We start from the raw sequence: 24,226 nt of genomic DNA on the forward strand, positions 1-24,226 counted from the left end.
GTTTCAGGGAATGAACAGCGCGTCAGCAGCCGAGATTGCCTCGTCAGAGACGATCCCGAACGCAGGCATCAGCAGGACCGTGACGACCGCAGCGGCGATCACGGCAGCGTACAGCGCGGTGGGGTACGATTCGATCTCGTGTGGCGTCTCGGGTTCTTCGACCCACATCGCCTTGACGACCCGCGAGTAGTAGTAGAGGCTCAGCGCACTGTTGGCGGCAGCGATGAGGACCAGCCACCACAGGCCTGCCCCGAGCGCGCCCCAGAACAGGAAGTACTTCGAGAAGAACCCTGCCCCGACCGGCAGGCCGGCGAGGCTGAACATGAAGATCGTCATCGCGACGCAGGCGACAGGGGCCTGTTTCGCGAGTCCGTTGAAGTCCTCGAACTCGCGGCCGATGCCCCAGTACTCCGCCAGCGCGATGAACAGGAACGCACCCGTGTTCATGAAGCCGTAGACGAGCAGGTGCATCATCCCCGCGCCGAGGACGAGGCTGTCGTTTCCGGTCCCGGTGATCGCAGCCAGCGCGATCAGGACGTAGCCGGCGTGACCGATCGAGGAGTACGCCAGCATCCGCTTGACCTTCTCCTGGGTCGCGGCCGCGAAGTTGCCGAGCGTCATCGTCACCACGGCGAGCACCATGAACGCCAGCGCCCAGTCGAAGGTCCCCGAGACGGCGTCGAGCGGGAACGCGGTCGTGAACGCGCGGAACGCGAGCACGAATCCGGCGGCCTTCGAGGCCGACGAGAGGAACCCGGAGATCGGCGCGGGCGCGCCCTCGTAGGCCTCCGGGGCCCAGAAGTGGAACGGCACGGCGGCAGTCTTGAATGCGATGCCGCCGACGACCATCAGGATTCCAAGGCCGAGGACGCCATCGACCGGCGTCGTGCCGACCGCCTGTGCGATCCGGTCGAAGCGGAACGCGCCGGTCGCCCCGTAGACGAGACTGATCCCGTAGATGAAGATCGCCGAGGACAGCGCACCGATCAGGAAGTACTTCAGGCCGGCCTCGACCGAGCCGCGGTTGTGTTTGAGGTACGCGACCAGGGCGTACGATGGCAGCGAGACCAGTTCGATGGCGACGAACGCCGCCGCGAGGCTGTTGACCGAGGCGACCATCGACATCCCGGTCGCCGCCAGGAAGACCAGCGAGTAGTACTCGGCCTGGTGGTTCTCGCCCTCGACGTAGTCGTGGCTCGCGAGGACGACCAGCGCGGTGACGCTGGCGACCAGGAACGAGAAGAACAGGCTCATCCCGTCGACGACGATGCTGCCGTCGAACAGTCGCACTGCGCCGTCGACCTGTCCAGTCCCGGCGATCAGGAACCAGCCCGACAGCACCAGCGAGGCTAACGAGCCGAGCAAACCGACGCCCGTGAGCGTCGTCCGGCTGACCGAATCGGATTTCGGCTCGATACTGTCGATCAGGAACAACACGAGCGCGGTTGCGACCAGCGCGAGCGTCGGCGCCGTCGCGGCCCACTCGGGTAGTTGGACTAGTTCAGCCATCACAGACCACCTCCAACGTCGGGCGCGTTCTCAAGGATCGGATTGACTGCCTCCTGGATCATCCCATAGAAGATGTCTGGGTTGACACCGAGGACGATCACACAGGCCAGCAGGACGACCAGCGGCGCCACGTCGTGCAGCGGCGCACGACCGACCTCGTAGTCGGTCGAGAGCGAAAATTCGCCGAACAGCGTCCGCTGCATCGCCCACAGCAGGTAGCCCGCGACGATGACGATACCGAACATCGCCGCCCCGGTGTAGATCGGGGCCCACGCGATTGTCTCCGAGCCGAACGACCCGAGGAAGACCAGTACTTCTGCGGCGAACCCGCTCATCAGCGGCAGTCCCATGTAGCCGAACGCAGCTGCGACGAAGATGCCTACCGTCCAGGGCATCCGATCGGCCATGCCGGACATGTCGCCGACCATCCGGGTGTGGGTCTCGTTGTAGATGACGCCGACTACCATGAACATCAGCCCGGAGATGAACCCGTGGCTGATCATCTGGAAGGTCGCGCCACCGACGCCGTGGGTCGTGTAGGCGACGAGTCCGAGGATGACGTAGCCCATCGAGGAGATCGACGAGTACGCGACGATACGCTTGAGGTCTTGCTGGGCCAGCGCCAGCATCGCGCCGTAGATCACGCTGAGGACCGCGACAATCGCGATGATCTCCGCGAGATCAGCAGCGACGTCGGGCAGCATCGTGAAGTTGAATCGCAGCAGCGCGTAGGTCCCCATCTTCAGGAGGACGCCCGCCAGCAGCACCGACACCGGTGTCGGGGCCTCGACGTGGGCGTCCGGGAGCCACGTGTGGACCGGGAAGACCGGGACTTTCACCGCGAAGCCGAAGAACATCAGCGCGAACGCGAACAGCTTGACCTGTGAGGCAGACTCGAAGACGCTGATCGGTTCGACTGCACCCTCGACCTGCAGCGCCTGTGCGATCTGTGGTAGATCGATCGCGGTGATCGCATCACCGAGTGAGAACACCAGCGTCAGGAACCCGACGAACATGATCAGGCTCGCGACGTTGGTGTAGACGAAGAACTTGATCGCGGCGTACTTCCGGCGCGGACCGCCCCAGATGGCGATGAGGAAGTACATCGGCACGAGGACGACCTCCCAGAAGACGAACCAGACGAAGAAGTCGAGTGCCGCGAACACACCGAGGAGGCCGAACTCTAGCAGGAGCACGAGGCCGTAGAACTGGCTCTGGCGCTCGTCGATCGGCGTCCAGGCCGAGACGATCGCCATCGTCGTCAGGATCGTCGTCAGCACGATCAGCGGCATGCTCACGCCGTCGAGCCCGACGTGCCACTGGATCGCGTAGGGTCCGAGATCGATCCACTCGGCGGTCGTCTCGAACGCGAGGTCGCCACCGAGCAAGGCGTTGCCCGTCGCCTCGTAGTTCAGCCACATCCAGGCGCTTCCCACAAGGGGGACGAGACTGAGTGCAGCGGCCAGTTTACCGGCGTACTCGTCAGGCGCGAAGAAGACGACGCCCGCACCGAGGAGCGTCAGTGCGAGGAGGGCTTCGATCAGCATCTAGAACCACCCTCCCATCAGACCGAAGGCTGCGACGAGCAGCACCAGCCCCAGCGTGAGGAGTGCCGCGTAGTTACTCACGACGCCCGTCTGGAGACGGCGCAGCCCGCGGCCGGAAAACCGGCTTACGCTGCTGATGCCGTTGACGACGCCGTCGACGATACCTTGATCGAACGTGTCTGCGGCCTTCGCGACCGGGAGCGTGACGCCGGTCGCCAGCCAGACCTGATACTCGTCCTGGTAGTAGTTGTGCATGAGGATCGTCTTCGCGCGACCGAGTCTGTCCGTGTGTTCTTCGGGACGCGGGACGTTGTAGAGCCGATAGGCCAGCAGGACGCCCGCGAGGGCGAGTCCCAGCGAGATCGCGGCACCGATCAGCACGGTCCCCGTCTCACCGGCCAGATAGCCCTTCGTGTAACCCGCGTAGTCGTGGAGCAGCCCCGTGTCACCGGCGTAGTGGTGGACCGACGTGAGGAATCCTTCGGGCGCCATGTCGAGCCACTGGTGGAGGTAGTCGATCTTCGCGCCCGTGAGTTTCTTGATCGGGACCATGTTGATCGCCCCGAGGACGACCGCGAGCGCACCGAGGACCGCGAGCGGGCCCTTGACGTTCCAGCGAACCGGCTCGGGGTCCTCTGCGACATCCGAGCGGGGTTCGCCGTGGAACGTCAGGAACACCATCCGGAAGGTGTAGAAGCCAGTGAAGAACACGGCGAGCAGCCCCATCGCGTAGCCGCCGAGCAGCAGTGGGCTGTCACCCAGCCCGTGGATGAGCACTTCGAACAGCACCTCGTCTTTCGACCAGAAGCCCGCGAACGGGAAGATGCCGGCGAGAGCGAGCGAGCCCGCGAGGAACGTCCAGTAGGTGACGGGCATCCGGTCTTTCAGGCCGCCCATGTCCCACATGTTCTCGTTGTGGTGCATGGCGATGATGACCGACCCGGCACCCAGGAACAGCAGCGCTTTGAACACGGCGTGGGTCGTCAGGTGGAAGACCGCCGCGACGTAGCCGCCACCGCCCAGCGCGAGCATCATGTACCCGTACTGGGAGATGGTCGAATAGGCCAGCACCTGTTTGAGTTCCTGTTTGACGACGCCCATCGTCGCTGCGAACAGCGCGGTGAACCCACCGACGAAGGCGATTATTCCGAGGGCGGTTGGGCTGAGCGCGTAGAAGCCGTACATCCGGGCGACGAGGAAGACGCCGGCCGCGACCATCGTTGCTGCGTGAATGAGTGCCGAGACTGGCGTCGGGCCTTCCATGGCGTCTGGCAGCCAGGTGTGCAGCGGGAACTGCGCGGACTTGCCCATCACGCCGCCGAGCACGAGCAGCCCGGCCATCGTGATGGCGGTCTGGGCCTCGAAGCCGTAGAACGTCTGGCCGGATTCGATCGCGGCCTGTGCCGCCGCCGGGAACGAACCCTCGCCGGCGAAGCGACCCGCGGTCGCGGGGAACATCGCGAAGATGGCGACCACGCCGACGAGGAAGAAGTAGTCCCCGAACCGGGTCACGAGGAACGCCTTCTTCGCGGCGCTCGGCGGTCCCTCCTCGCGGAACCAGAAGCCGATCAGCAGGTACGAACACAGACCGACGAGCTCGAAGAACATGAACGCCATGAGGATGTTGCTGGCGAACACGAACGCGAGCATCGAGAACGTAAAGAGGCCGAGCCCGGCGTAGTAGCGTGGCAGGCCGGTCTCACCCTCGTCGTTCATGTAGCCCAGCGAGAAGACGTGGACGAGCAGCGAGATGAGCGAGACGATGACCAACATTAGCGCCGAGAGCGGGTCGATCAGGACGCCGAGTTCGAGCGAGAACGTGCCCGTTCCCTCGACGAAGGTATAGAGCGTCTCGTTGTAGCCACCGTCACCGGTCGCGACGGTGAGGGCGACCCACAGCGAGAGGATCAGCGAGCCGGCAGTCGCGGCGATGCCGGCGAGCGCGCCCTTCTTGGGCATGTATTTGCCCGCGAACAGCGCGATCACGAACGAGACGAGTGGCAAGACGGCGATCGCCGGAACGAGGTCGAATGCACCTGTCATGATTACCACCGCATTGTCGTCGGAGCCGTCACGTCGATGTCACCGAAGTTACGATACAACACGAGGATGATACCCAGGCCGATGGCGACCTCCGCCGCGGCCAGCGCCATCCCGAACAGCGCGAACACCTGACCGTCCACGTGGCCGAAGCGCTGGGAGAACGCAATGAGGTTGATGTTCGCTGCGTTGAGCATCAGCTCGACGGACATCAGGAAGATGAGCGCGTTACGCCGGGTCAGAACGCCGAATAGACCGATACAGAACAGCCCGGCCGACAGCAGCAGATACCACTGGACGTCGATCATCGACGTTCACCTCCGTCGGGCAGAGTCTGCTCTTCGTCGTCGCGACGCGCGAGCATGATCGCGCCGTCGAGCGCGGCGTCGAGGACGATCGCGATCGTGATGAACGCGAAGAGGAACCCTTCGGTCGCCAGATCAGACTGACCGACCAGATCGAACAGCGCGTAGCCGATGCCCTCGGTGATCGCGGCGTCCGCGCTGAAGCCCGGGTTCTGGAACGCGAACTCGGCGCTGAGGAAGACGGCCGCGAGCACGCCGAACAGCGCGACGGCTGCCAGCCCGGCGACGGGGTTGAGATCCTCGGCGAGTCGGGGGCGTCTCATGACCCCACCTCGCTCGCTGTCTCGGTGTTCTGTCGTGTGAGCATGACGGCGAAGGTGATCAGGATCAGGACCCCGCCGACGTACACGAGAATTTGCATCGCTGCCAGGAACGGAGCGTGAAGCATCACGAAGTGGACAGCGACGCTGAGCAGTGATACGCCCAGCAACAGCGCTGCGTGCCAGACGTCACGCACCAGCACCACGCCCGCTGCCGACCCGAGCGTGACGATGGCAAACAGCGCAAAAGCGATTGACTCGTACAATGCCATACTATTCGGCTCTCCGAACGGACGCCCTTTGAAGATTTCTTTCTCAACGCGCGCGTGGTACAGTGTGGCAGCAATAATTTCCGGATCTATGTCGGACTCTCGTCTGCGCTCTCGTTTTCTCCATCTGCGATCTGCAATTCAGTTTCGAGTTGCTCGACTCGGTCCTCCAGTTCTGATACGTTCTGGGACAACTGGCTGCGCTTGCGCCGCCCGTCTCGATGAAGAATCAGCGGGACACTGACACCGATCACAGCGAACAGGCCGAGTACGAATCCGAGGGGACCCGCCAGCAACGTCGTGAGGACGACCACGGCTGCTGTCACCAGCATGGCACCCACTCCCCCCCAGTTCACGGAACTCATGAAGCGGTGATTCAGCCATCACGCGAATAGTATTTGTGGTTTCGGTACCGATACCAACCACCGTATCCTTCGTCGCATTCGCTCACTGCGTTCGCTGCTGTTCCTCGAAAAAGCTGGTCGCAAAGCGCCCGCCTCCGTGCCGCTCGACGATCGGCCGCCGTTGGTTCACTCGCTATCAGCTTCGCTGGTCGGATGCACGTCGAGTTCTGATTCGAGAGTTTCGACACGTTCTTCGAGCTCCTCGATGCGCGCTTCGGCCTCTACGTAGGCTGTGGGGGTCGAAAGCAAGACGAACAACCCCCTGACGAAGCCGACCAGCAATCCCATCAGGCCGAACAAGAGCATTGCGGCCGCGCCGGTGAGGACGGCCCACCTACCACGGCGATCCACCGGGACAGCATGCGACTCATACAATTACCACTGACTGCAGTCGCTATTCAATAGGTTTCGAGGATTACACGATCCTGAAAATTCCCATCCTAGTGGCTGCACTGACCCACTTTGTTCGATTCCAGAGAAACGTGCCTTCGGCGCGTACGTTCTACTGATAGTCGACTTCGCCTTCGGGCCACCACTTTTTCCCGCGTCGGGTATCCTCGGCCTTCGGCCTCCGGGTACCACTCGCGGCAAAAACGTCCTCAGAAGTCGAGGACTTCTGATGGGCTGCGGTAGAGCTCCGCTCTACCGAACGTGGGGAAAAACACCTCGACCTCGCTTCGCTCGGTCGAGCGAAACGGCGCTCACTTCGCTCGCGCCGTACACTTGCCTACTGATAGTCCACTTCGCCTTCGCCTTCGCCAATCCACGCACCGCGATCCGGCTCACGCGACGCAAGCGGGTCGATATCCTTGTACCACGGCACGTTCTTGAGTTGCTCTTTGTTGTAGGCGAACTCGTCTTTCGTGTCCGCGGTGAACTCGAAGTTCTGGGTCAGCAGGATGGCGTCGACGGGACAGACCTCCTCGCAGAGTCGGCAGTAGATGCACTGGCCGATGTGAAGGTTGTACTGCTCGCCGTTGCGCTGTTCGTCCTGCACGATCTGAATCGTGTCGTTGGGACACACCTTCTCGCACTGGCGACACCAGATACAGCGCTCCTGGCTGAACTTGTGAACGCCGCGGAATCGCGGGCTCACTTCCGGCGTGTCTTCGGGGTACTCGACGGTGAACGTCTGGCCGTCGAGCGCGTGCTTCATCGTCGTTGCCATCGATTTCAGGATGCCGATCATTGTAGGTCACCTCCGATGTGGAACAGAGACTGAGAACTCATGCGATCACCCCGACGATGACCGCCGTGAGCACGAGGTTCGCGAAGCTCAGCACCAGCATGCCCTTCCAGCCGATCTGGATGAGCTGGTCGATCCGGACACGCGGGACCGCAGAACGGGCCCACTGGGTGAAGAAGAACACCGCCCAGATCTTGATCGTGAACCAGACGATCCCCGGCAGGACCGGGCCGGCCGGTCCACCGAGGAACAGCGTGGCGATGATCGCCCCACCCAGGAAGATGTGGATGAACTCCCCGAGATAGAACAGGACGAAGTAGACACTGGAGTACTCGGTCTGGTAGCCGGCGACGATCTCGGTCGGCGCTTCGGGGATATCGAAGGGGTTACGGCCGACTTCCGCCAGATTCGCGACGAAGAACAGCGCGAACGCGAACGGGTTGACGAACGCGAACCACGCCGGCACCGAGATCGGCCCCAGCGAGAACAGCGTCCCCGACTGTGCCGCGACGATCTCGCTCATCCGCAGCGAGCCCGCGAAGATGACGACCGACGCGCCCGTCAGCACCAGCGGGATCTCGTAGGCGAGGTTCTGCGCCACTGCGCGGAGCCCGCCGAGGAACGAATACTTGTTGTTCGAGGCGTAGCCGGCCATCACCAGCCCCAGCGACGCGATCGAGGCGACCGCGAACACGTAGGCCAGCCCGATCTCGGGGTCGGCGACCTGGATGCCGTTGCCCATCGGGATGACCGCGAAGCCGAGCAACGCGGAGGAGGCCAGCACGAGCGGCGCGATGTCGTATGCCGGGCGGTCGGCGTCCTCGGGGATGATCAGCTCTTTGCTGAGCAGACGGACGGCGTCGACGACGATGGTCCCGATCCCGGCCGGACCGATTCGATTCACGGAGATCCGGTCGGTGAAGGCTGCCGTGATCTTCCGTTTTGCCCACGGACCAGCGAGGGCGGTATTGAGAAGCATGAACGTGCCGACGATTGCCGAGGCGAGGATGCCGGCGAGCAGTTCGCCGGCGATCCCGAACCCACCGAGGCCGAGCAGCCCCGACAGCGTGTCGGGCAGCGGTGTCTCGGTCATCGGTCGACCTCCCCGAGCACGATGTCGAGGCTACCCAGCGAGGCGACCATGTCAGGGATGTACTCGCCCTCGCTCATCTCCGGCAGCGTCTGCAGGTTCGAGAAACACGGCGAGCGGATCTTGAACCGCGCCGGCTTGTCCGTGCCGTCGCTGCGCATGTAGATGCCGAGTTCGCCCTTGGCGCACTCGACGGCCTCGTAGACTTCCTTGTCGGCGTCCGGGCGCAGGGTGCGTGGGACGTTCGACTGGATCTTGCGTTCCTCCTCGGGCCAGTCTTCGAGCAGGTCGACACACTGGTCGATGATCTTCGCGGACTCCTCGACCTCGCGCATCCGGACGAGGACGCGAGCGTAGTTGTCGCAACCGTCCTCGGTGACGACGTCCCAGTCGAGTTCGTCGTAGTAGCCGTAGGGATCGTCACGCCGCAGGTCGTAGTCGACGCCCGATCCCCGGAGGACTGGACCGGTCGCGCCGTAGTTCTTCGCGACCTCCGGCGGGAGCACGCCGGTGTCGACACAGCGCATCTGGAAGATTTCGTTGCCCGTGACCAGATCGTGATACTCCTCGATCCGCTCGGGCAGGTCGTCGAGGAAGTCCCGGATCTTCTCGAAGAACTCCTCGCGGGGCTCGGGAACGTCCCAGGAGACCCCGCCAAGCCGGAAGTAGTTGAACATCAACCGCTGGCCGGTCAGGTCTTCGAGGATGTTCTGGACGATCTCGCGATCCCGGACCGCGTACATGAAGATAGCCGTGAAATCGCCGTAGACGTCCAGTCCGAAGGTCCCGAGCGCGAGCATGTGCGCACAGATACGCGTCAGCTCTGCGGACATCGTCCGCAGGACCTGGGCGTACTCGGGCACGTCGATGTCGGCCATCGACTCTGCCGCGCGGGCGTAGGCCCACTCGTTGAGGATGCCACCGGGCGTGTAGTCCCACCGGTCGGGGTAGGGCATGATCTGGTGGCGGTAGGTCGACTGCTGGCACATCTGCTCCTCACAGCGGTGGAGATAGCCGATGTCGGGCTCCAGATCGGCGATCTGCTCGCCGTCCAGCACCGTCTTCACGTGCAGGACGCCGTGAGTCGCGGGGTGGTGGGGACCGATGTTGATGAACATCGTGTCCGAGTCCTCGCCCGCGCGATGATCCTGTTCGAGTGGATTAGCGTGCTCGCGTAGCGGGACGATCTGTGGCTGGTTCTGGTTGTAATCCTGGCCGAGCGGGTGGCCCTGCCAGGTCTCGGGCAGGAGGATTCGCCGCAGGTCGGGGTGGTCGTCGTAATCGATCCCGACGAGGTCGTAGGCCTCGCGCTCGTGCCAGTCGGCCGTCCGGAAGACCGGTTCGGCGCTCTCGGAGATCGGGTCGTCCTTCGTCGTCGGGACGACGACACTCAACTGCTGGGTCGGATCGTCGAACTTCTTCAGATGATAGATAGACTCGAAGCGGTCTTCGTACTCCTGTGCGGTGACACACGAGCAGTGATCGAAGCCCGCTTCCTCTTTCAGCGTCGAGAGCGTGTCCTGGATGGCGTCGGGATAGACGACGAACGCCTCGGCGTTGACGTGGCTCTCGCGGTCGACGACGTGCTCGGAGACGAGCGCCTCCAGTGCGTCGTAGTCGAGGCCGTCCTCGGTCACGCCGACTTCCTCGGTGGTGTCCGGGACTGGTTCTTCTAAACTCATGCGAGACACCTCCGGTGTCGAGTGTGGGGTCGATAGTCGCAGATTGCGAGCGTACGCGAGCAGGAACGTCTATCGGAAATCATGGCGAATCAGTCCAGTTGTACCGCATGACGAGGTCCTCTTCGTCGATCTGATCGGCCAGGTGCTGGACGAGTTCGTCGCGTTCGAGGTCGCCGAACTCCTCCAGTTCGTAGGGCTTGACCGTCACGGGAGCGGTCTCGCCGTGTGCGATCTGCTCCTGCAGTTTGGCGACCCCGTAGATCAGCGCCTCGGGCCGTGGCGGGCAACCGGGGACGTGGATGTCGACCGGGATGACCTCTTCTGCGCCCTTCACGACGTTGTAGCCTTCCTGAAAGGGGCCACCGGAGATCGTACACGAGCCCATGCCGATGACGAACTTGGGCTCGGGCATCTGGTCGTAGACGCGCTTCATCCGCGGGGCGAACTTCGAGACGATCGTCCCGGGGACGATGATGACGTCCGCCTGTCGCGGTGAGGCGCGGGGCACACCAGCGTGGAATCGGTCGAGGTCGTGCTTGACCGAGTAGGTGTGCATCATCTCGATGCTGCAGCAGGCGATCCCGAACTGCAGCATGAACATCGACGAGCCGCGGACCCAGTTCATGAACTTGTCGAACTTCGTGAGGATGAACGGCGACGTGCCGAACGCCTCGCGAAGCCGCGAGTTGAATCGGTCGTCGACGCCCTCGCCCATACGCGCTTCCTGGGTTGATTTCCCGCCTGTACTGCCGGCCGGTGGTGTCTGTTCACTACTCATGGTTACCGTTCGACCTTCTGGCGTTGCGCCCGGGGGCTACGCACCCAGCGGACGGCGCCGTTTCGCCACGCCCAGCCGAGGCCCACGACGAGGATGCCGATGAACACGAGCATCGGGACCAGCGCTCGCATCATCCCGACCTCCGTCACGGCGTCGTTGTAGATGACCGTCCAGGGGAAGATGAGGACAGTTTCGATGTCGAAGACGACGAACAACAGCGCGACCATGTAGTACTGGATGTTGAAACGAATGCGCGTGTCGCCCGTCGGGACCTCCCCGCTCTCGTACGTGGCGCGTTTACTCAGTTCGGGGACGCGCGGGCGTAACAGCGCCGAGACCACCATCATCGCCACTGGGATGATGACCGCGACGAGCGCCAGCGCGCCGATCGCTATCCACGGATTGCTCATAAGACTCCTGAGCGGCGCTTAGTAGCCGTCGCATATAAGGGTTCAGTGTTGCAGTCGCCGGCAACGCTTTCTGGGTCTTCACGCACTGGTTGCGACCGCGAGCACTTCTTCGACGAGACGCCGGTAACGGCCCCGCTCGCCGTCTTTGATCACGAGCGCGTCGACGTCTTCGACACCCGGGCGGTCCGCGAGTTTGTACTTCGCCGAGCCGGTAAAGAGCACGAATGGGAGCTCCGGTTGCTGATGTTTGATCTTCTGACACAGTTCGAGACCGTCCAGCGTCGGCATCTTGAAGTCACAGACGACCGCATCGAGTTCGCAGTCCGATTCGACGGTCTCCAGCGCCGCTCGCGGATCGGTCTCGACGACCACGTCGCGGACGTCGGCCGCCCGGTCGAGGTACTCGCCAGCCAACGTCGCCACCGACGGATCGTCGTCGACGACGAGCACTCGAACGCTCGCTTCTGCCCGGTCAGCCGGTTCGGCTTGCATCTGTTATGTCGTACAACTGTCGTCGTTCCCCTAAAAATAGCCCAGTGGTTTCTCGCGCTGAAAAAAGGGGTCCAAACGGCACCCCTACGCTGTGGTCTGTCGTCCACTTGTTCGACACATTGAACCTTTCGTCGACCGTACCCTCGGCCGATGTCCAGACGGATGGTAGCGACGGTCGTTGGACTCCTGTTCGCGAGCACCCTCGTTGTTACCGCTGGCATCGTCGCCGGTCACGGATCTGTCTCGGTGGGGTTCACGACCGAGACGGTCGCGATCGATTCGGGGGCGAAGGTCCAGGTCGATGTCGTCGTCGACCGCGCAGACGACGGTGTCGACACCTACGACCTCTCTCTCTCGACCGATTCCGAAGCCGTCGTCGCGATCACCGACGCCAGCGTATCGAGCGGAACGGCGACCGTAACAGTCGGCCCGAACGGAAGCCGACTGAACGTCTCGGCGTCCGGACTCGCGCGCGACGGCCCGACGGTGGAAGCTCTCACGCTGACGCTCGCTGCGCGGTCGAACGGGACGGAGACGCTTTCGATCGACGCCGCGTCCGTGCTTCCGCCGGCGGGAGCACCCTACCTGACCACGGAGCGTGGCACTGTCGATGTCGTCGTGGGTGCGGACGACACGACCGAGAGCGCCTTCGGTACTGGGATCGTTCTGGCTGGAAGTACCGTTGTGCTGTTGCTCGCTCTCGTTGCGTACGCCGTCGCTCGGCGTCGGTAGTGCTATCCAGGGGTTCGCTCGATCTCTCTGAAGGCCGTGTCGATGTCATCGAACGACTCCAGTGCGTCGTCGAGTTCTTCACGCAGTTCTGCGGCACGCTCCCGGAGCGATTCGACGTCGCTGTCTGCGAGCCGTTCGGGGGTCTTCTCCCCTTCCAGCAGGGCGAGTTTCGACGTGACGTTCATGTATTCTGACAGCCGCTCGTCGTACCGTCGGGCGGCCAGTTGCTGTTCGATCGCCTGTTCGAGATCCGCCTTTTCGACGGGCTTGCAGAGGTAATCGTCGAACTTCATGTCGAGGATCTCGAAGTCCGGGTCGACCGCAGTGATCATGATGACGCGGCAGGAGTGTCCTCGATCACGGATCTCTTCGAGGACGTCGTCGCCGGAGATGTCCGGCATCCGTCGATCCAGCAGAACCACGTCGACGGTGTCGTCGATCTTCGCGAGTGCGTCCTCGCCACCGTAGGCAGTCTCGGTCTCGTAGCTGTCACGCAACCGAAGGGCATAGACGTCGGCGACCTCCCGTTCGTCGTCGACGATCAACACGGTCGCGTCGTCAGGAGCCATGTGTCAGAGACTCAGACGGCCACGTGTATAAAACATCACCGTGGCACCGTCCGGTTCCGAGGTATCCGCCGGCCGACTGTAACGGAAGTTTAAAGACTGCGACCCGGCCAGGTGCAAACAAGAATGGCGACGTCACTACCCCTGCAGGTGATCGACAGCATCCTGCTGAAATACAACGTCGGGGACGCGTTTCTGCTGCTGTTCGGTCTGGCCGTCATCGCCGCACTCGTCGTTCGCTCACGAAAAGTGCTGGCACTGAATACGATGCTGTTCGGCGTCATCTTCGTCGCGACGCCGACATCGATGCTCGTCGCTGCCGACAGCAGCCTGCTGAGTGAACCACTCGCGTACAAGTTCTTCGGCCTGGTTCTCGTGCTGTCGAGCCCAATACTGTACGTGACTGCCAGAAAGTAACTATTCCAGTTTTCCGAGCGCGGTGAAGAAGTCCAGCGAAGGGCCCGCGACTCTGACTGGATCCGCCGCCCGCTGCAGTGTCACCTGCGTCGGTACCTCGATCTCTTCGGCGACGCGGCCGTCGCTGACGACTGTCGCGTGCTCGGCGTCTTCGACGCGGACGGTCACCTCGCTGTCGTTGTCGACGACGAGCGGTGGCATCTCGAGTTCGGCTGCCATCTCCGTGACGACTAACGCCGAAACCGACGGATGGACCAGTGGCCCCGCTTCGCTGAGGTTGTAGGCGGTACTGCCGGTCGGGGTCGCAACGAGGACGCCGTCGGCATGGCCGCTGGTGTACAGTGATCCGTCGACACGTACCGTAACGCCGATCCCGTTGCCGTGGCCTCGCTGTGGCCCCTGAATGACAACCTCGTTGAGCGCTGGTTGGAGCGCCCAGTCGGCACCGGAGGCCCGGACCCGTGGCATCTCCCGGGTGGCAATCTCTCCTGCTTCGCGACGCTCTTCGACGATGGATTCGATGGCGTCGATCGCGTCGTCGGGAGCGATGGCGTTGAGAAAGCCAACTTCTCCGAGGTTGACGCCGACGATCGGTGTGTCTCCGACGCCGCGAGCGGCGAACAGGAACGTCCCGTCACCGCCGATACTGACGACGAGATCACAGCCGTGGAGGTCCTCGACGGAGACCGTCTCCGGTCCGAACCGATCGCCGGTCGGACCGTATCCGCGGTGTTGATCGGCGTCCAGCGCACCAGCGGTCACTTCGTCGACGGCGACTTCGACGTCGATCTTCCGGAGGTGCCGACCGATCGTCTCGACGAGTGATCTGGCACGCGGGTTGTCCTTCTGTCCGACGAGTCCAACCTTCATACCCCCGGCTACGAGTGCCAGCAATTAAACCCAGGCGAAGCCGTGCGAGCCGGCAGTATTAATCCGGGTCCGGAGAAAGAGGTATGCATGGCCACGCCGAAAGGCAAGGTGTGCCGCGATGAGTGAGGACGACAGCGACGACGACTGGTTCGAGAGCGCCTTCGAGGACGACGCCGAAGCCGCTGACTCGCCATCATCGGAGTCGGTCGACAGTGACTCGGCTTCTCAGTCGCCGTCTGATGCCGACGACGCGTTCGACTCCGAGGCGCCGGACGACGCGTTCAGTGCTGACACTGGCGACGCCGCAGACGCCTTCGGCGGAGACGATGTCGAAGACCCGTTCAGTGGCGACGCTACTGAGGAGTCGTTTGGAGACGGAGACAGCGACGGTTCGTTCGGCGGCGACACCGCTGAGGATCCGTTCAGTGACGACGCGGGCGGCGGTTCGCTGTTCGACGGCGACTTCGGAAGTGCGATGGCGTCGGCCGGTCCCGGTGGTGGTGGCGGTAGCTCGACCGATTTCGACGAGGAGGACTACGAGTCGGAGATCCCTCGGATCGATCTCGGAATCTCCGGACTGGACAACATGATCCAGGGCGGGATCCCGGAACGGCATCTCATGGTTTCGATCGGTTCGCCCGGGACCGGCAAGACGACCTTCGGGCTCCAGTTTCTCCATCACGGCCTTCAACAGGGCGAGAGCGCGGTGTTCATCACGCTCGAACAGAGCCGTGAGGCGATCCTCGACACTGCAAACGAGCGCGGCTGGAAGTTCGATCGGTACGAGCGCGAAGACCAGCTAGCGATTGTCGACCTCGACCCAGTCGAGATGGCCAACAGCCTCGACAACATCCGTGGCGAACTGCCGGTACTCATCCGGGAGTTCGACGCCGAGCGTCTCGTGCTGGACTCGGTATCGTTGCTCGAGATGATGTACGACGACCAGTCGAAACGCCGCACCGAAGTCTTCGACTTCACGCGCTCGCTCAAAGAAGCCGGCGTCACCACGATGCTCACCAGCGAAGCCGACGACGAGAACCCCTACACCTCACGGCACGGCATCATCGAATACCTCACCGACGCCGTGTTCGTCCTCCAGTACGTCCGCGGGGACGCTTCCGAGACCCGTCTGGCCGTCGAAATTCAGAAGATCCGAAACGCCAACCACTCCCGGGCTACCAAGCCGTACGAGATCACACTGGATGGGATCGACGTCTACGAGCAGGCGAGCATCTTCTAGCTGTCTTCGTCGAGCGCGTGTTCGAGCGCCAGCAGCCGTGCCTCGACCCGGTCGCACAGGCGTTCGACCTCCGCAGTTTCCCCGACCGCTTCGATTCGCTCTTCGAGGCGGTCGAGCTTCGTTTCGATCGTCTCGACACGCTCGCCGACACCGCTGGCCGTCATCTCGTCGTCGAGAATCTCGTCGACACGTTCGGGGATCGACTCGCCGCGAGTCCGGGCTTCAATCTCGTCAAGCCGCTGGGCGATGCTCGAGTGTTGCATCGGATCTCCCTCGACAGTGTCCTCCAGGCGCGCGAGCCGGTTCGCGAGCGTCCCGTGGCGGTGATGGCCTGCGACCTGCTGTTCGAGTTGCTCGATCCGGCGCTCCAGCGCCCGCACGTTCGCCATACCACTTGTCGACGGGCCAGTAGCAAAAACCCGACCCTACCGGACGACTGTTACCGGAACGGGTGACCGTCTGATGACCGTCTCCGCCACGCTCCCGAGCAGGATGCGCGTCACGCCCGAGCGACCGTGGCTCCCCATCACGATCTGGTCGACGTCGTGCTCTTCGGCGTATCTGACGATCGTATTCGTCGGTTTGCCGACCTCAGTCGCGCGCTCTACCGTCCGCGCCTCGCCGACGATCGCTGCCATCTCTTCGAGGATCTCCTCGGACCGTTCCTGCTGACGTTCGTACCACTCCTCGGAGTAGGTCGGGATCGACGCCTGGACGCTGTATCCCGCTTCGACGGGGTTGATCACGTGCAGTAGCGTCACGTCGTCGTCGGGGAATCGATCGGCGACGAACTCGCAGGCTTCACGAGCCTGATCGGATCCGTCGACTGGGAGGAGAATGTGCATACCTGTGTGGTCGCAGTCCAGTCCCGTCAAAGTTCGGGCTAGCGGTCCCGCTCAGTTGAACGCGACCGGCGTGCCCACGCTGTCTTCGTCTTCGGCTTCGACTTTCTCGATCGCGTCCTCGAAGTCCTCGGATCTGACCGCTGTCCGACCGTCCCGTATCGCGAACATGCCGGCCTCTGTCGTCAGACTCGCCAGTTCCGCCCCGGTGAAGCCCGCCGTTTCGCCGGCCCAGTCGTCCAGATCGACCGACTCCGCGAGATTCATCTCGCGGGTGTGGATCTCCAGAATCTGCTCGCGTCCCTCCGGACCCGGTTCGGGAACCTCGATGAGACGGTCGAACCGACCCGGTCGGAGGATGGCGCGGTCGAGCATGTCGAAGCGGTTGGTCGCGGCGATGATCCTGATCTCGCCACGGTCTTCGAAGCCGTCCATCTCCGAGAGAAGTTGCATCATCGTCCGCTGGACCTCTGCGTCGCCGGAGGTCTTCGATTCGGTTCGCTTGGCGGCGATCGCGTCGATCTCGTCGATGAAGATGATCGCCGGCTCGCGTTCTGCTGCGAGTTCGAACAGATCCCGCACCAGTTTCGCGCCCTCGCCGATGAACTTCTGAACGAGTTCCGAACCGGCCATCTTGATGAAGGTGGCGTCGGTCTCGTTGGCGACAGCCTTCGCGAGCATCGTCTTGCCGGTGCCGGGCGGGCCGTGCAACAGGACGCCGCTCGGCGGGTCGATACCGACCTCGCGGAACTGCTCGGCGTTGAGCAGCGGTTCCTCGACCGCCTCTCGAACTTCGCGGGTCTGCTCTTCGAGGCCGCCGATATCGTCGTAGACCACCTCCGGTGAGGCGTCGACTTCCATCGCCTGGGCGCGGGCGTCCTTCTCGCTGTCCAGACGCGTCTTCACGGTGAAGGAGTCGTTGATCGCGACGCGGTCGCCGGCTTCCATCTCCGAGCGAAGCTGCGGGGAGACTTCCGTCAGGACTTCCTGGTTGTTCCCGTGTTGCTTGACGATGACACCGTCGTCGAGCAACTCCTCGGCCGTCGCGATGTACAGCGAGGACGTTTTGAGCGTGTCGTTCTGCCGTTCCAGTTGGTCGACCTGTTCGGTCAACTCCTCCTGGCGTTGTTTGGCAGCCGACACCTGTTGTTTGAGTTCACGATTCACCCGAATGACTTCGGCGTAGTGCTCTTCGAGCGCCGCCAGTCGTTCCGACGGCGACATTTCGGGATCGAGATCCAGCGTGGGTCGATCCGGGAGCGAGGGACTACGGGACATCTGCTTACCGAATGGTATTGGGTCAGTAAAAAAGTGCCTTTGGGTCGGGTCCGGATACTACCCCCACGTTCGCGTGCGGGTGTATCCCACGGATCGATATCTTCATTCTGACCCGTGCACAACCCGCCCGTATGCGCGTTCGTGACTGGCAGGACATCCTCGAAGACGTGGTCGAGAACGACACCGACCCCGACCAGTGGCGCGCCGTCGGTGGGGACCGAAAGAACGGGATCGGCGAAGACCTCTATCTCGCACACCCCTCGACTGGTGTCTACCAGCTCAAGACCTACGCGAAGAACCCCTTCGAGGTTCAGGGCGTGGGGTCGCAGGTCGCCCGTCGAATCGACGACGAGATCGAACCGCTCTTTCCCGAGGAGGGATCGGGTCTGTTCGGCGTCCAGCAGCCCGTCGCAGACGAGAACGAGGCCGAGGAGAAAGCGAACAATTTGGAAGAAGTCGTCAAGGCCCACGCCGACGCACCCACGAGTCCGAAAGCGCTGTTCGAGGATATCATGGACACGCTCGACAGCCCCGCCTACGGCCCCATGGACTACGAGATGGACGACCGACCCGAGGGGATGGACGACCTCACGAACACCTTCGAGGAAGCCGAGGAACTACTCGACGCCGAACTCGACGATCTGATCGACGAGGACGTGACCCGGGGCTTTCAGTAGAAAGCCCTCGCGAACCGCTGGCGCGGTTCGCTCGCCCTTTTCATTTCCACGAAAGCCCTCGCAGCCGCATGGCTGCGGCTGCTCGCCCTTTTCATGTCCACCAGGCCCGCCTTGCGGGAGCCGCGCCGATCGGCGCGGCATCCGCGTGGGTTACGCCGACGCTTTCTATAGTCGGGCGCGGTTTGCGCCCGACGACTCCCCACTCCTCCCCGGCGGCCAGCATGAACGCTGGCCGCTGGCTTCCTCCGCGACCGCCACCGCCGCCGCTCCGCGTTTCGCTTCGTAGACAGACACGACGAATGCGCTACCGAGAGACTGCTGACACCACGCCGCCGGCCCGCATCTTCCCCGCTGTGGAGAAGTCGTATGCCGACCCCTTCTCACCACAAAACATATGACCTGAACAAAACACGAGTCGGTATGTCCCGTCCAGCCCTCTTCCTGGCTTGTCTGCTCCTGCTGAGTGGGTGTTCCGGAACGCCGTCGACTACCGACTCAGCACCTGACGTCTCGACCGTGAACGGCAGTATCGAACAGCCGAATCTCCCGTGGCCGTTTCTCGGACACCATACCTGGCCAGACATCGGTCCGAGCTACGTGGTCGGTGAGCCGTCGACAGCGCAATTCGAGGGCGTCGTCACGGCGTACGTCTGGAACGCAGACTCCCAGAGTCGAACGTTCGACGTCTCGCTGTCGTACGGACCTGACGAGACGATTCACGAGGAATCTGTCCGGCTCTCGGCGAACGAAACTCTCGGACTCAGGCTGGGCCAGTCGGGTGAGTATGTGCTCACTGTGAACTATGGAGGCGAATCCGGGGAAAAACGAATCACGGTAGATCCGTCAGACTGTAATACGAAAGCCCACGTGCTCTGGGTGGATCGATCCGGGGAGATCGACGACAGCATAGTCAGCACTTCGATGGGGTGCGAACGGAGCGGGAACTGACTGGAGTCATCGACCGGCTGGCGACACCGCCTCGACTACCTCGGCGAACACCTCGGTCGCCAGTTCGATCTCGCGACTCGTGACGTCCAATGGCGGGAGCAGCCTGATGGTCTTGTAGCCCGCCCCGAGCGTCAGCAGGCCGCGCTCGAAGGCGGCCTCCTGGACGGCCTCGCGGCGCTGCTTGGTGTCGAACTCGACACCGATCATCAACCCCTTCCCGCGGACGTCCTCGACGACTGCCGAGGGGAGTTCCGCACGTAGCGCTTCCCGGAAGTGCTGGCCCTGCTCGGTCGCGTTGTCGGTCAGATTCTGCTCGCGAATGATGTCGATCGTCAGACTCCCCTGGATCGACGCCAGTATGTCGCCCGCACCCCACGTCGAGGACAGGCGGCTCTTCTCGCCCGGGAAGACGTCCTGGGGAGCGACTGTCGCGCCGACGCGCAGGCCCTTGGCCGCGGCGATGACGTCCGGTTCGATCGCGTAGTGATCGCTGGCCCACATCTCACCCGTGCGCCCCAGCCCCGACTGGATCTCGTCGGCGATGATCGGGAAGCCGTGTTCGTCCTGCAGGGCGGCGATCTCGTCCATGAACGCCTCGCTCGGGACGTGATACCCGCCCTCACCCTGGATCGGTTCGAGGATCAGGTAGGCGACTTCGTCGGCGTTGACGTGGCCCGTCTCGGGGTCGAGCATCCGCCGCAGTTGGGAGGTGTCGCCCGCGAAGAAGCCACACTCACACGACTGGGGATCGCAGTGTCGGTCCCGACAGAACGGCGCGTCGTGGACGCTTGCAATCTCGGGGAACTCGCGGCGATAGACTTCTTTGGAGCGATTCAGTGAGAGCGCGCCGAGCGTCCGGCCGTGAAACGCCCCTTCGAATGTGATTCCGTACTTGCCGCCGGTGTCGTCGTAGCAGATCTTGAGTGCGTTCTCGACCGCTTCGGCCCCGGAGTTCGAGAGGAAGACCCGGTCCATGTCGTAGTGGTCGCAGATCTCGGTGAGTCGTTCCATTAGTGCGTCGGGGCCCGGGAGGTCGGCCTCACCTGCGGAGGCGTAGAAGTCCTGGCCGGCGATCTTCATCGGATCGACGAGGTCGAACTCCGCGAGTCGATCCCGGATGGTGGGGTTGTTGTAGCCCAGCGGGGCGGCCCCGACGTGACCGGTGAAGTCCATGAGAACGTTGCCGTCGACGTCGGTGCAGAACGGACCGATCGCTTCCTCGGTGTACTGCCAGACGAACTCGTAGACGTGCGTGCTCGGCGCGGCGTGTTCGTGAACGTGCTCGACGAACTCGGCCGCCCGTTCGCCCGGCATCGACGTGACCGTCGGCGTCGCTGTCTCCCGATCCATAACCCTACGTACGGACACCGCCCTCATAAGGATGGGTCAAACGTGCACTTATTTTCGTGATGGTTTTGGCGCCGTCACTATCGAACCGGCCTTCGACTACTCGGATCGGTCACTCTGCCGGCCGCCGCTCAGACCGTCGTCAGTCCGGTCGCGGTGGCGGCGACTATAAGTAACTGCTCTAAACGGCTGTTTGTCCGGCGAACGACCGGTTCGAACTTGTGGCGGGCAGGCCAGCTTTGACTCCGATACTGACCGCAGTCGCGAGCAGGATAGCTGCGCTCAACCCCACGCAACGCGACGACTCCTGTCGGTCCAGCTTAGAGGTCGATATACTGCTGTTCCCACTCGCGACGCGCCTCGATCTCGCGTCGCCCGCGTCGCGTCAGACTGTAGTAGTTTGTCCGCCGGTCGCGTTGTCCTTTCTCGACCAGACCCTTGTCTACTAGCGTATCCAGATTCGGATAGAGGCGTCCATGGTGGATCTCTTTCTCGTAGTACTCTTCGAGTTCCTCTTTGATCGCGAGTCCGTGTGGCTCCTCTTTGCCTGCGATGACATATAGGAGGTCACGCTGAAATCCTGTCAAGTCGTACATCGGTAATGTCCACCTGGATATTATTGTCGGAATCTCATAAATATGTCGACTCGAACTGGTGTGTGGGCGGAGATAGCTACACGAACGTCGCTCTCAGTCGACTCTGAATGGATAAAGGCGCTGATGTAATTTGAGGTGAGTACATACCTCGGCTTACTAGAATAGCTGACGTCAATAACGATTGGTAGTTCAATCCCAGATAGAACGTCGACGATGCATTCTCTTGTCGCTGGGGTTAAATATCTCCATTGCCTAGCAGTAACGATGCCCGAAAAAGTTCTCTTCAAGTCCGAACAGGTCGCGAGTCGAGGCGATGTCGCCGCGTATTTACGAACGGTCGCGGACAAACTCGACGCAGGAGACGCGCTGACGCTCGAAAGCGGTAGCGAGTCTGTTAGTCTCGACCCACCCCAATCCGTAGAGTTCGAGGTGAAAGCCGAACACGAGGGGCCGGCAGAGGCAGGCGAACTGAGCGTCGAGTTCGAGATCGAGTGGGACGTCGACGGGAGCGACGGCTCGCTCGAGATCAAATAGGCACTCCAAGACAACCCAGTCGCTATCGAGTTCGATTACACGTAACGAGTGGAAAGCGTCCGTGCAGGCGGAAAAAGCCCACACGGACGCTTGCCGCCCTGAATTGGTCCCCGCTGACGCTTCGGCCCTCCAAGCGAAGCGTCACCCGAAACTGGTGCCTGGATTGCCTTAAAGTTACCGACACCGTCTCAATTGGTGAGAATACCGAGAGGTCTTCGGACGCAATCGTGGGACTGGACTACAGATACGGTTCTTCCTCCAGAACCCAGCCGAGCGCCCGTTTGTAGTGAGTGAACAACTTTCTGACACCCTCGTGGCGCATCTCCTCGCTTTCGAGTTGCTCACAGAGGAACTCGTACTGCTCGCGGATTTCGTCTTCCTCACGCATGTCTAGTGGTCGCGGGACCGATCGGATAATACTGCCGGCGAGTTCGAACGGGGTTGTTTTCAACGTCCCGTGCCTACGCCGAGGTATGAAGGTTCGAGGGGCGCGTGAGTGCCAATCCTGCGGGTCCCAGTGGTCCTACTACGAGACCGGTTCGATCGAGTGTCCCGACTGCGGCAGCCTCCGAAGTGTGGGCATCGACGAGCGAACCGAACACACCGATAGTCCGGTCACGCTGTCACTGTCGCCGGTCGTCGAGCGGATCGATGGCGATGCGCTCGCGGAGGTCGCGACCGACGCCGCAGATCGTTGCCAGGAGTACGTCCGCAAGCGCGGCTTCGTCGATGCAGGTGATCTCAAGCCGCTCGACGCCACGTACGTCGCAGCCGTCGAGTTACGCTACGTCGCTAGCGAACTCGCCCGGTCGATGCGCGTGAGCGAGGAGGAAGAGCTGTACTTCCTGTCGTTACTCCGGGGGGCCGAGGCTGGTGAGCGCCCGCCGCCAGCGGAGGTTCCGGCGTCGCTCGCCGACGCACGCGGACTCGCGACGGCGGCTGTCGTCGACGCCTATCGTCGCGATCTGGTCCGGTATCTCGACGAGCAGCCCGACCAGACCGCCCGAACCGTCCTCGGACGGATCGTCGATCACAAGAAGCGGATCGAAGCTCTCGACGGCGCGGTCGAGGTCGCGACCGCCGAGACACTGCTGCAAGCGCTAGTCGATCTGAGCCACTACGCGGCGCTCGACGACGAACCGGCGCTCGCGTCCGCACAGGAGCGACTCGACAGTCTAAGCCGTTAGGGTAATTCGATGTCGACGCCGGACTGTCGGCCGGCGGCCTTGACCGTGTTGTACAGTAGCATCGCCCGGGTCATCGGGCCGACGCCGCCCGGAACGGGCGTGATCGCGCTGGCTTTGTCTTTGGCGCTGTCGTACTCGACGTCGCCGATCAGTTCGTAGCCCTTCTCGGTGTCGGCGTCGACGCGGTTGATCCCGACGTCGATGACGACGACGCCCTCCGAGAGCATCGACCCGTCGATCATCTCCGGGACGCCCGCCGCCGCGACGACGATGTCCGCGTCGCGGGTCTTCTCGGCAAGGTTCTCGGTCCGGGAGTGACAGACCGTCACCGTCGCGTTACCGCCGTCGGCCTTCTGCATGAAGAGGTTCGCCATCGGCTTACCGACGATGTCCGAACGACCGACGACGACGGCGTCTTTCCCTTCAGTGTCGACGCCAGCGGTAGCCAGCAACTTCTGGATGCCGTGGGGCGTACAGGGTTTGTATCGGGCGTTCCCGGCGACGAGTCGACCCACGTTCTCGGGGTGGAAACCGTCGACGTCCTTCTCGGGGTCGATCACTTCCAGGACCGCGCGCTTGTCGACGTGCTCCGGGACGGGCATCTGGACGAGGATGCCGTCGACGTTCTCGTCGGCGTTCAGTTCGTCGATCGTCTCGAACAGTTCCTCGGCCGGCGCGTCGGAATCGATCTCGACGTCGATGGCCTCGATGCCGACTTCTTCGCAATCGTCCTGCTTCATCGAGACGTAGGTCTCGCTGGCCGGGTCGTCGCTCATCAGGACGGTCGCCAGCGTCGGCGTCACGTCTTCGGCTTCGAGCTGGTCGATGCTGGCGCGCAAGTCGTCGCGGATCCCCTGGGCGACGGCGTTACCGTCGATGACGTCTGTCATTACCCGAAGGGCCGGCCGCCCCGGGCAAAAGGTTCACTATCCGGGTCGCTTCTATTCTGCCCCGTGTCGG

General features: G+C 62.9%; 30 protein-coding genes. 7 read left to right on the forward strand and 23 right to left on the reverse strand.

Going from position 1 to position 24,226, the window contains the following annotated elements; genetic code table 11:
* Positions 1–3: 3 nt before the first annotated feature.
* The 14 genes from DV733_RS13555 to DV733_RS13620 all read right to left on the reverse strand — a co-directional run bounded on the left by DV733_RS13555 (position 4) and on the right by DV733_RS13620 (position 12,032).
* Positions 4–1,509 carry an NADH-quinone oxidoreductase subunit N gene (locus DV733_RS13555; RefSeq protein ID WP_049992527.1) on the reverse strand — a complete coding sequence of 502 codons (1,506 nt, stop codon included), beginning with the start codon at positions 1,507–1,509 and terminating at the stop codon, positions 4–6.
* Positions 1,509–3,056 carry a complex I subunit 4 family protein gene (locus DV733_RS13560; RefSeq protein WP_049992528.1) on the reverse strand — a complete coding sequence of 516 codons (1,548 nt, stop codon included), beginning with the start codon at positions 3,054–3,056 and terminating at the stop codon, positions 1,509–1,511. Before DV733_RS13560 ends, DV733_RS13555 begins: the two co-directional genes overlap by 1 nt.
* Positions 3,057–5,099: an NADH-quinone oxidoreductase subunit L gene (gene nuoL, locus DV733_RS13565; protein WP_049992529.1), complete on the reverse strand. Its 2,043-nt coding sequence runs from the start codon at positions 5,097–5,099 to the stop codon at positions 3,057–3,059.
* A 2-nt stretch (positions 5,100–5,101) separates the two neighbouring features.
* Positions 5,102–5,404 (reverse strand): NADH-quinone oxidoreductase subunit NuoK, encoded by a 303-nt coding sequence (nuoK, locus tag DV733_RS13570; RefSeq protein WP_049992530.1) that lies wholly within the window; start codon positions 5,402–5,404, stop codon positions 5,102–5,104.
* A complete protein-coding gene (locus tag DV733_RS13575) occupies positions 5,401–5,724 on the reverse strand; it encodes an NADH-quinone oxidoreductase subunit J family protein (protein ID WP_049992531.1) in 324 nt (107 codons plus the stop codon). The genes nuoK and DV733_RS13575 overlap by 4 nt, the downstream gene beginning before the upstream one ends.
* Positions 5,721–5,993, reverse strand: coding sequence for an NADH-quinone oxidoreductase subunit J (locus tag DV733_RS13580; RefSeq protein ID WP_049992532.1), 273 nt, complete (start codon positions 5,991–5,993; stop codon positions 5,721–5,723). Before DV733_RS13580 ends, DV733_RS13575 begins: the two co-directional genes overlap by 4 nt.
* An 86-nt stretch (positions 5,994–6,079) precedes the next feature.
* Positions 6,080–6,355: a 6TM ABC transporter family protein gene (locus DV733_RS13585; RefSeq protein WP_136342355.1), complete on the reverse strand. Its 276-nt coding sequence runs from the start codon at positions 6,353–6,355 to the stop codon at positions 6,080–6,082.
* Positions 6,356–6,520: 165 nt separating this feature from the next.
* Positions 6,521–6,745: a hypothetical protein gene (locus DV733_RS13590; protein WP_136342356.1), complete on the reverse strand. Its 225-nt coding sequence runs from the start codon at positions 6,743–6,745 to the stop codon at positions 6,521–6,523.
* A 376-nt stretch (positions 6,746–7,121) separates the two neighbouring features.
* On the reverse strand, positions 7,122–7,583 hold the full coding sequence (locus DV733_RS13595; protein WP_049992535.1) for a NuoI/complex I 23 kDa subunit family protein: 462 nt from the start codon (positions 7,581–7,583) through the stop codon (positions 7,122–7,124).
* A 37-nt stretch (positions 7,584–7,620) separates the two neighbouring features.
* Positions 7,621–8,673, reverse strand: coding sequence for a complex I subunit 1/NuoH family protein (locus tag DV733_RS13600; protein ID WP_049992536.1), 1,053 nt, complete (start codon positions 8,671–8,673; stop codon positions 7,621–7,623).
* The gene (locus tag DV733_RS13605) at positions 8,670–10,352 is read right to left on the reverse strand and encodes an NADH-quinone oxidoreductase subunit D (protein ID WP_049992537.1); all 1,683 of its coding nucleotides are present in this window, start codon (positions 10,350–10,352) and stop codon (positions 8,670–8,672) included. Before DV733_RS13605 ends, DV733_RS13600 begins: the two co-directional genes overlap by 4 nt.
* 79 nt (positions 10,353–10,431) lie before the next feature.
* On the reverse strand, positions 10,432–11,130 hold the full coding sequence (locus tag DV733_RS13610) for an NADH-quinone oxidoreductase subunit B (RefSeq protein WP_049992538.1): 699 nt from the start codon (positions 11,128–11,130) through the stop codon (positions 10,432–10,434).
* 2 nt (positions 11,131–11,132) lie between these two features.
* Complete coding sequence (locus DV733_RS13615) at positions 11,133–11,540, reverse strand: NADH-quinone oxidoreductase subunit A (RefSeq protein WP_049992539.1); 408 nt, start codon at positions 11,538–11,540, stop codon at positions 11,133–11,135.
* A 78-nt stretch (positions 11,541–11,618) separates the two neighbouring features.
* A complete protein-coding gene (locus tag DV733_RS13620; RefSeq protein WP_049992540.1) occupies positions 11,619–12,032 on the reverse strand; it encodes a response regulator in 414 nt (137 codons plus the stop codon).
* A gap of 150 nt (positions 12,033–12,182) precedes the next feature.
* Between DV733_RS13620 and DV733_RS13625 the strand changes: the two genes are divergently transcribed.
* Positions 12,183–12,764 (forward strand): hypothetical protein, encoded by a 582-nt coding sequence (locus DV733_RS13625; protein ID WP_136342357.1) that lies wholly within the window; start codon positions 12,183–12,185, stop codon positions 12,762–12,764.
* A 2-nt stretch (positions 12,765–12,766) separates the two neighbouring features.
* Here DV733_RS13625 and DV733_RS13630 read toward each other — a convergent pair whose 3' ends face one another.
* Positions 12,767–13,333, reverse strand: a complete 567-nt coding sequence (locus tag DV733_RS13630; protein ID WP_049992542.1) for a response regulator transcription factor — start codon at positions 13,331–13,333, stop codon at positions 12,767–12,769.
* A 123-nt stretch (positions 13,334–13,456) separates the two neighbouring features.
* Between DV733_RS13630 and DV733_RS13635 the strand changes: the two genes are divergently transcribed.
* Entirely contained in the window at positions 13,457–13,747 is a 291-nt protein-coding gene (locus tag DV733_RS13635; RefSeq protein WP_049992543.1) for a hypothetical protein, read from the forward strand.
* Here DV733_RS13635 and DV733_RS13640 read toward each other — a convergent pair whose 3' ends face one another.
* Positions 13,748–14,617 carry an NAD(+)/NADH kinase gene (locus DV733_RS13640; protein ID WP_049992544.1) on the reverse strand — a complete coding sequence of 290 codons (870 nt, stop codon included), beginning with the start codon at positions 14,615–14,617 and terminating at the stop codon, positions 13,748–13,750.
* Between the two features lie 118 nt (positions 14,618–14,735).
* Here DV733_RS13640 and DV733_RS13645 point away from each other — a divergent pair, with 118 nt between their 5' ends.
* Positions 14,736–15,857, forward strand: a complete 1,122-nt coding sequence (locus tag DV733_RS13645; RefSeq protein ID WP_049992545.1) for a KaiC domain-containing protein — start codon at positions 14,736–14,738, stop codon at positions 15,855–15,857.
* Here DV733_RS13645 and DV733_RS13650 read toward each other — a convergent pair.
* From DV733_RS13650 to pan2, 3 genes are read right to left on the reverse strand one after another with little or no spacing between them, the layout of a single operon-like run.
* Positions 15,854–16,246, reverse strand: coding sequence for a hypothetical protein (locus DV733_RS13650; RefSeq protein WP_049992546.1), 393 nt, complete (start codon positions 16,244–16,246; stop codon positions 15,854–15,856). The two genes, DV733_RS13645 and DV733_RS13650, sit on opposite strands and share 4 nt — an antisense overlap.
* A gap of 36 nt (positions 16,247–16,282) precedes the next feature.
* Entirely contained in the window at positions 16,283–16,702 is a 420-nt protein-coding gene (locus DV733_RS13655) for a universal stress protein (protein ID WP_049992547.1), read from the reverse strand.
* 51 nt (positions 16,703–16,753) lie between these two features.
* A complete protein-coding gene (gene pan2 / locus DV733_RS13660; RefSeq protein ID WP_049992548.1) occupies positions 16,754–17,977 on the reverse strand; it encodes a proteasome-activating nucleotidase Pan2 in 1,224 nt (407 codons plus the stop codon).
* A gap of 131 nt (positions 17,978–18,108) precedes the next feature.
* Between pan2 and DV733_RS13665 the strand changes: the two genes are divergently transcribed.
* The gene (locus DV733_RS13665) at positions 18,109–18,654 is read left to right on the forward strand and encodes a hypothetical protein (RefSeq protein ID WP_049992549.1); all 546 of its coding nucleotides are present in this window, start codon (positions 18,109–18,111) and stop codon (positions 18,652–18,654) included.
* Positions 18,655–19,074: 420 nt separating this feature from the next.
* Complete coding sequence (locus DV733_RS13670) at positions 19,075–19,602, forward strand: hypothetical protein (RefSeq protein ID WP_049992550.1); 528 nt, start codon at positions 19,075–19,077, stop codon at positions 19,600–19,602.
* Between the two features lie 6 nt (positions 19,603–19,608).
* Here DV733_RS13670 and DV733_RS13675 read toward each other — a convergent pair whose 3' ends face one another.
* Positions 19,609–20,952, reverse strand: coding sequence for an aminotransferase class III-fold pyridoxal phosphate-dependent enzyme (locus DV733_RS13675; RefSeq protein ID WP_049992551.1), 1,344 nt, complete (start codon positions 20,950–20,952; stop codon positions 19,609–19,611).
* Positions 20,953–21,269: 317 nt separating this feature from the next.
* On the reverse strand, positions 21,270–21,545 hold the full coding sequence (locus DV733_RS13680) for a PadR family transcriptional regulator (RefSeq protein WP_049992552.1): 276 nt from the start codon (positions 21,543–21,545) through the stop codon (positions 21,270–21,272).
* A 264-nt stretch (positions 21,546–21,809) separates the two neighbouring features.
* Here DV733_RS13680 and DV733_RS13685 point away from each other — a divergent pair, with 264 nt between their 5' ends.
* Entirely contained in the window at positions 21,810–22,079 is a 270-nt protein-coding gene (locus DV733_RS13685) for an amphi-Trp domain-containing protein (RefSeq protein ID WP_049992553.1), read from the forward strand.
* A gap of 238 nt (positions 22,080–22,317) precedes the next feature.
* On the opposite strand, the gene DV733_RS17385 is transcribed toward DV733_RS13685, so the two are convergent.
* Positions 22,318–22,467, reverse strand: a complete 150-nt coding sequence (locus tag DV733_RS17385) for a hypothetical protein (protein ID WP_170178708.1) — start codon at positions 22,465–22,467, stop codon at positions 22,318–22,320.
* Between the two features lie 85 nt (positions 22,468–22,552).
* Between DV733_RS17385 and DV733_RS13690 the strand changes: the two genes are divergently transcribed.
* Positions 22,553–23,266 carry a DUF7117 family protein gene (locus tag DV733_RS13690; RefSeq protein ID WP_049992554.1) on the forward strand — a complete coding sequence of 238 codons (714 nt, stop codon included), beginning with the start codon at positions 22,553–22,555 and terminating at the stop codon, positions 23,264–23,266.
* On the opposite strand, the gene DV733_RS13695 is transcribed toward DV733_RS13690, so the two are convergent.
* A complete protein-coding gene (locus tag DV733_RS13695) occupies positions 23,263–24,156 on the reverse strand; it encodes a bifunctional methylenetetrahydrofolate dehydrogenase/methenyltetrahydrofolate cyclohydrolase (protein WP_049992555.1) in 894 nt (297 codons plus the stop codon). The two genes, DV733_RS13690 and DV733_RS13695, sit on opposite strands and share 4 nt — an antisense overlap.
* Between the last annotated feature and the right edge of the window lie 70 nt (positions 24,157–24,226).

The sequence above is a fragment of the Halapricum salinum genome, assembly GCF_004799665.1.
Taxonomy (GTDB): Archaea; Halobacteriota; Halobacteria; order Halobacteriales; family Haloarculaceae; genus Halapricum; species Halapricum salinum.

What these genes read in the sequence shown, in the direction of transcription:
- DV733_RS13695 (WP_049992555.1), bottom strand. Translation starts at nt 24,156, where the DNA reads ATGACAGACGTCATCGACGGTAACGCCGTCGCCCAGGGGATCCGCGAC.
- nuoL (WP_049992529.1), bottom strand. Translation starts at nt 5,099, where the DNA reads ATGACAGGTGCATTCGACCTCGTTCCGGCGATCGCCGTCTTGCCACTC.
- DV733_RS13560 (WP_049992528.1), bottom strand. Translation starts at nt 3,056, where the DNA reads ATGCTGATCGAAGCCCTCCTCGCACTGACGCTCCTCGGTGCGGGCGTC.
- DV733_RS13640 (WP_049992544.1), bottom strand. Translation starts at nt 14,617, where the DNA reads ATGAAGGTTGGACTCGTCGGACAGAAGGACAACCCGCGTGCCAGATCA.
- DV733_RS13610 (WP_049992538.1), bottom strand. Translation starts at nt 11,130, where the DNA reads ATGAGTAGTGAACAGACACCACCGGCCGGCAGTACAGGCGGGAAATCA.
- DV733_RS13555 (WP_049992527.1), bottom strand. Translation starts at nt 1,509, where the DNA reads ATGGCTGAACTAGTCCAACTACCCGAGTGGGCCGCGACGGCGCCGACG.
- DV733_RS13635 (WP_049992543.1), top strand. Translation starts at nt 13,457, where the DNA reads ATGGCGACGTCACTACCCCTGCAGGTGATCGACAGCATCCTGCTGAAA.
- DV733_RS13600 (WP_049992536.1), bottom strand. Translation starts at nt 8,673, where the DNA reads ATGACCGAGACACCGCTGCCCGACACGCTGTCGGGGCTGCTCGGCCTC.
- DV733_RS13605 (WP_049992537.1), bottom strand. Translation starts at nt 10,352, where the DNA reads ATGAGTTTAGAAGAACCAGTCCCGGACACCACCGAGGAAGTCGGCGTG.
- DV733_RS13625 (WP_136342357.1), top strand. Translation starts at nt 12,183, where the DNA reads ATGTCCAGACGGATGGTAGCGACGGTCGTTGGACTCCTGTTCGCGAGC.
- pan2 (WP_049992548.1), bottom strand. Translation starts at nt 17,977, where the DNA reads ATGTCCCGTAGTCCCTCGCTCCCGGATCGACCCACGCTGGATCTCGAT.
- nuoK (WP_049992530.1), bottom strand. Translation starts at nt 5,404, where the DNA reads ATGATCGACGTCCAGTGGTATCTGCTGCTGTCGGCCGGGCTGTTCTGT.
- DV733_RS13650 (WP_049992546.1), bottom strand. Translation starts at nt 16,246, where the DNA reads ATGGCGAACGTGCGGGCGCTGGAGCGCCGGATCGAGCAACTCGAACAG.
- DV733_RS13655 (WP_049992547.1), bottom strand. Translation starts at nt 16,702, where the DNA reads ATGCACATTCTCCTCCCAGTCGACGGATCCGATCAGGCTCGTGAAGCC.
- DV733_RS17385 (WP_170178708.1), bottom strand. Translation starts at nt 22,467, where the DNA reads ATGCGTGAGGAAGACGAAATCCGCGAGCAGTACGAGTTCCTCTGTGAG.
- DV733_RS13675 (WP_049992551.1), bottom strand. Translation starts at nt 20,952, where the DNA reads ATGGATCGGGAGACAGCGACGCCGACGGTCACGTCGATGCCGGGCGAA.
- DV733_RS13690 (WP_049992554.1), top strand. Translation starts at nt 22,553, where the DNA reads ATGAAGGTTCGAGGGGCGCGTGAGTGCCAATCCTGCGGGTCCCAGTGG.
- DV733_RS13595 (WP_049992535.1), bottom strand. Translation starts at nt 7,583, where the DNA reads ATGATCGGCATCCTGAAATCGATGGCAACGACGATGAAGCACGCGCTC.
- DV733_RS13615 (WP_049992539.1), bottom strand. Translation starts at nt 11,540, where the DNA reads ATGAGCAATCCGTGGATAGCGATCGGCGCGCTGGCGCTCGTCGCGGTC.
- DV733_RS13585 (WP_136342355.1), bottom strand. Translation starts at nt 6,355, where the DNA reads ATGAGTTCCGTGAACTGGGGGGGAGTGGGTGCCATGCTGGTGACAGCA.
- DV733_RS13685 (WP_049992553.1), top strand. Translation starts at nt 21,810, where the DNA reads ATGCCCGAAAAAGTTCTCTTCAAGTCCGAACAGGTCGCGAGTCGAGGC.
- DV733_RS13575 (WP_049992531.1), bottom strand. Translation starts at nt 5,724, where the DNA reads ATGAGACGCCCCCGACTCGCCGAGGATCTCAACCCCGTCGCCGGGCTG.
- DV733_RS13580 (WP_049992532.1), bottom strand. Translation starts at nt 5,993, where the DNA reads ATGGCATTGTACGAGTCAATCGCTTTTGCGCTGTTTGCCATCGTCACG.
- DV733_RS13645 (WP_049992545.1), top strand. Translation starts at nt 14,736, where the DNA reads ATGAGTGAGGACGACAGCGACGACGACTGGTTCGAGAGCGCCTTCGAG.
- DV733_RS13630 (WP_049992542.1), bottom strand. Translation starts at nt 13,333, where the DNA reads ATGGCTCCTGACGACGCGACCGTGTTGATCGTCGACGACGAACGGGAG.
- DV733_RS13620 (WP_049992540.1), bottom strand. Translation starts at nt 12,032, where the DNA reads ATGCAAGCCGAACCGGCTGACCGGGCAGAAGCGAGCGTTCGAGTGCTC.
- DV733_RS13670 (WP_049992550.1), top strand. Translation starts at nt 19,075, where the DNA reads ATGTCCCGTCCAGCCCTCTTCCTGGCTTGTCTGCTCCTGCTGAGTGGG.
- DV733_RS13665 (WP_049992549.1), top strand. Translation starts at nt 18,109, where the DNA reads ATGCGCGTTCGTGACTGGCAGGACATCCTCGAAGACGTGGTCGAGAAC.
- DV733_RS13680 (WP_049992552.1), bottom strand. Translation starts at nt 21,545, where the DNA reads ATGTACGACTTGACAGGATTTCAGCGTGACCTCCTATATGTCATCGCA.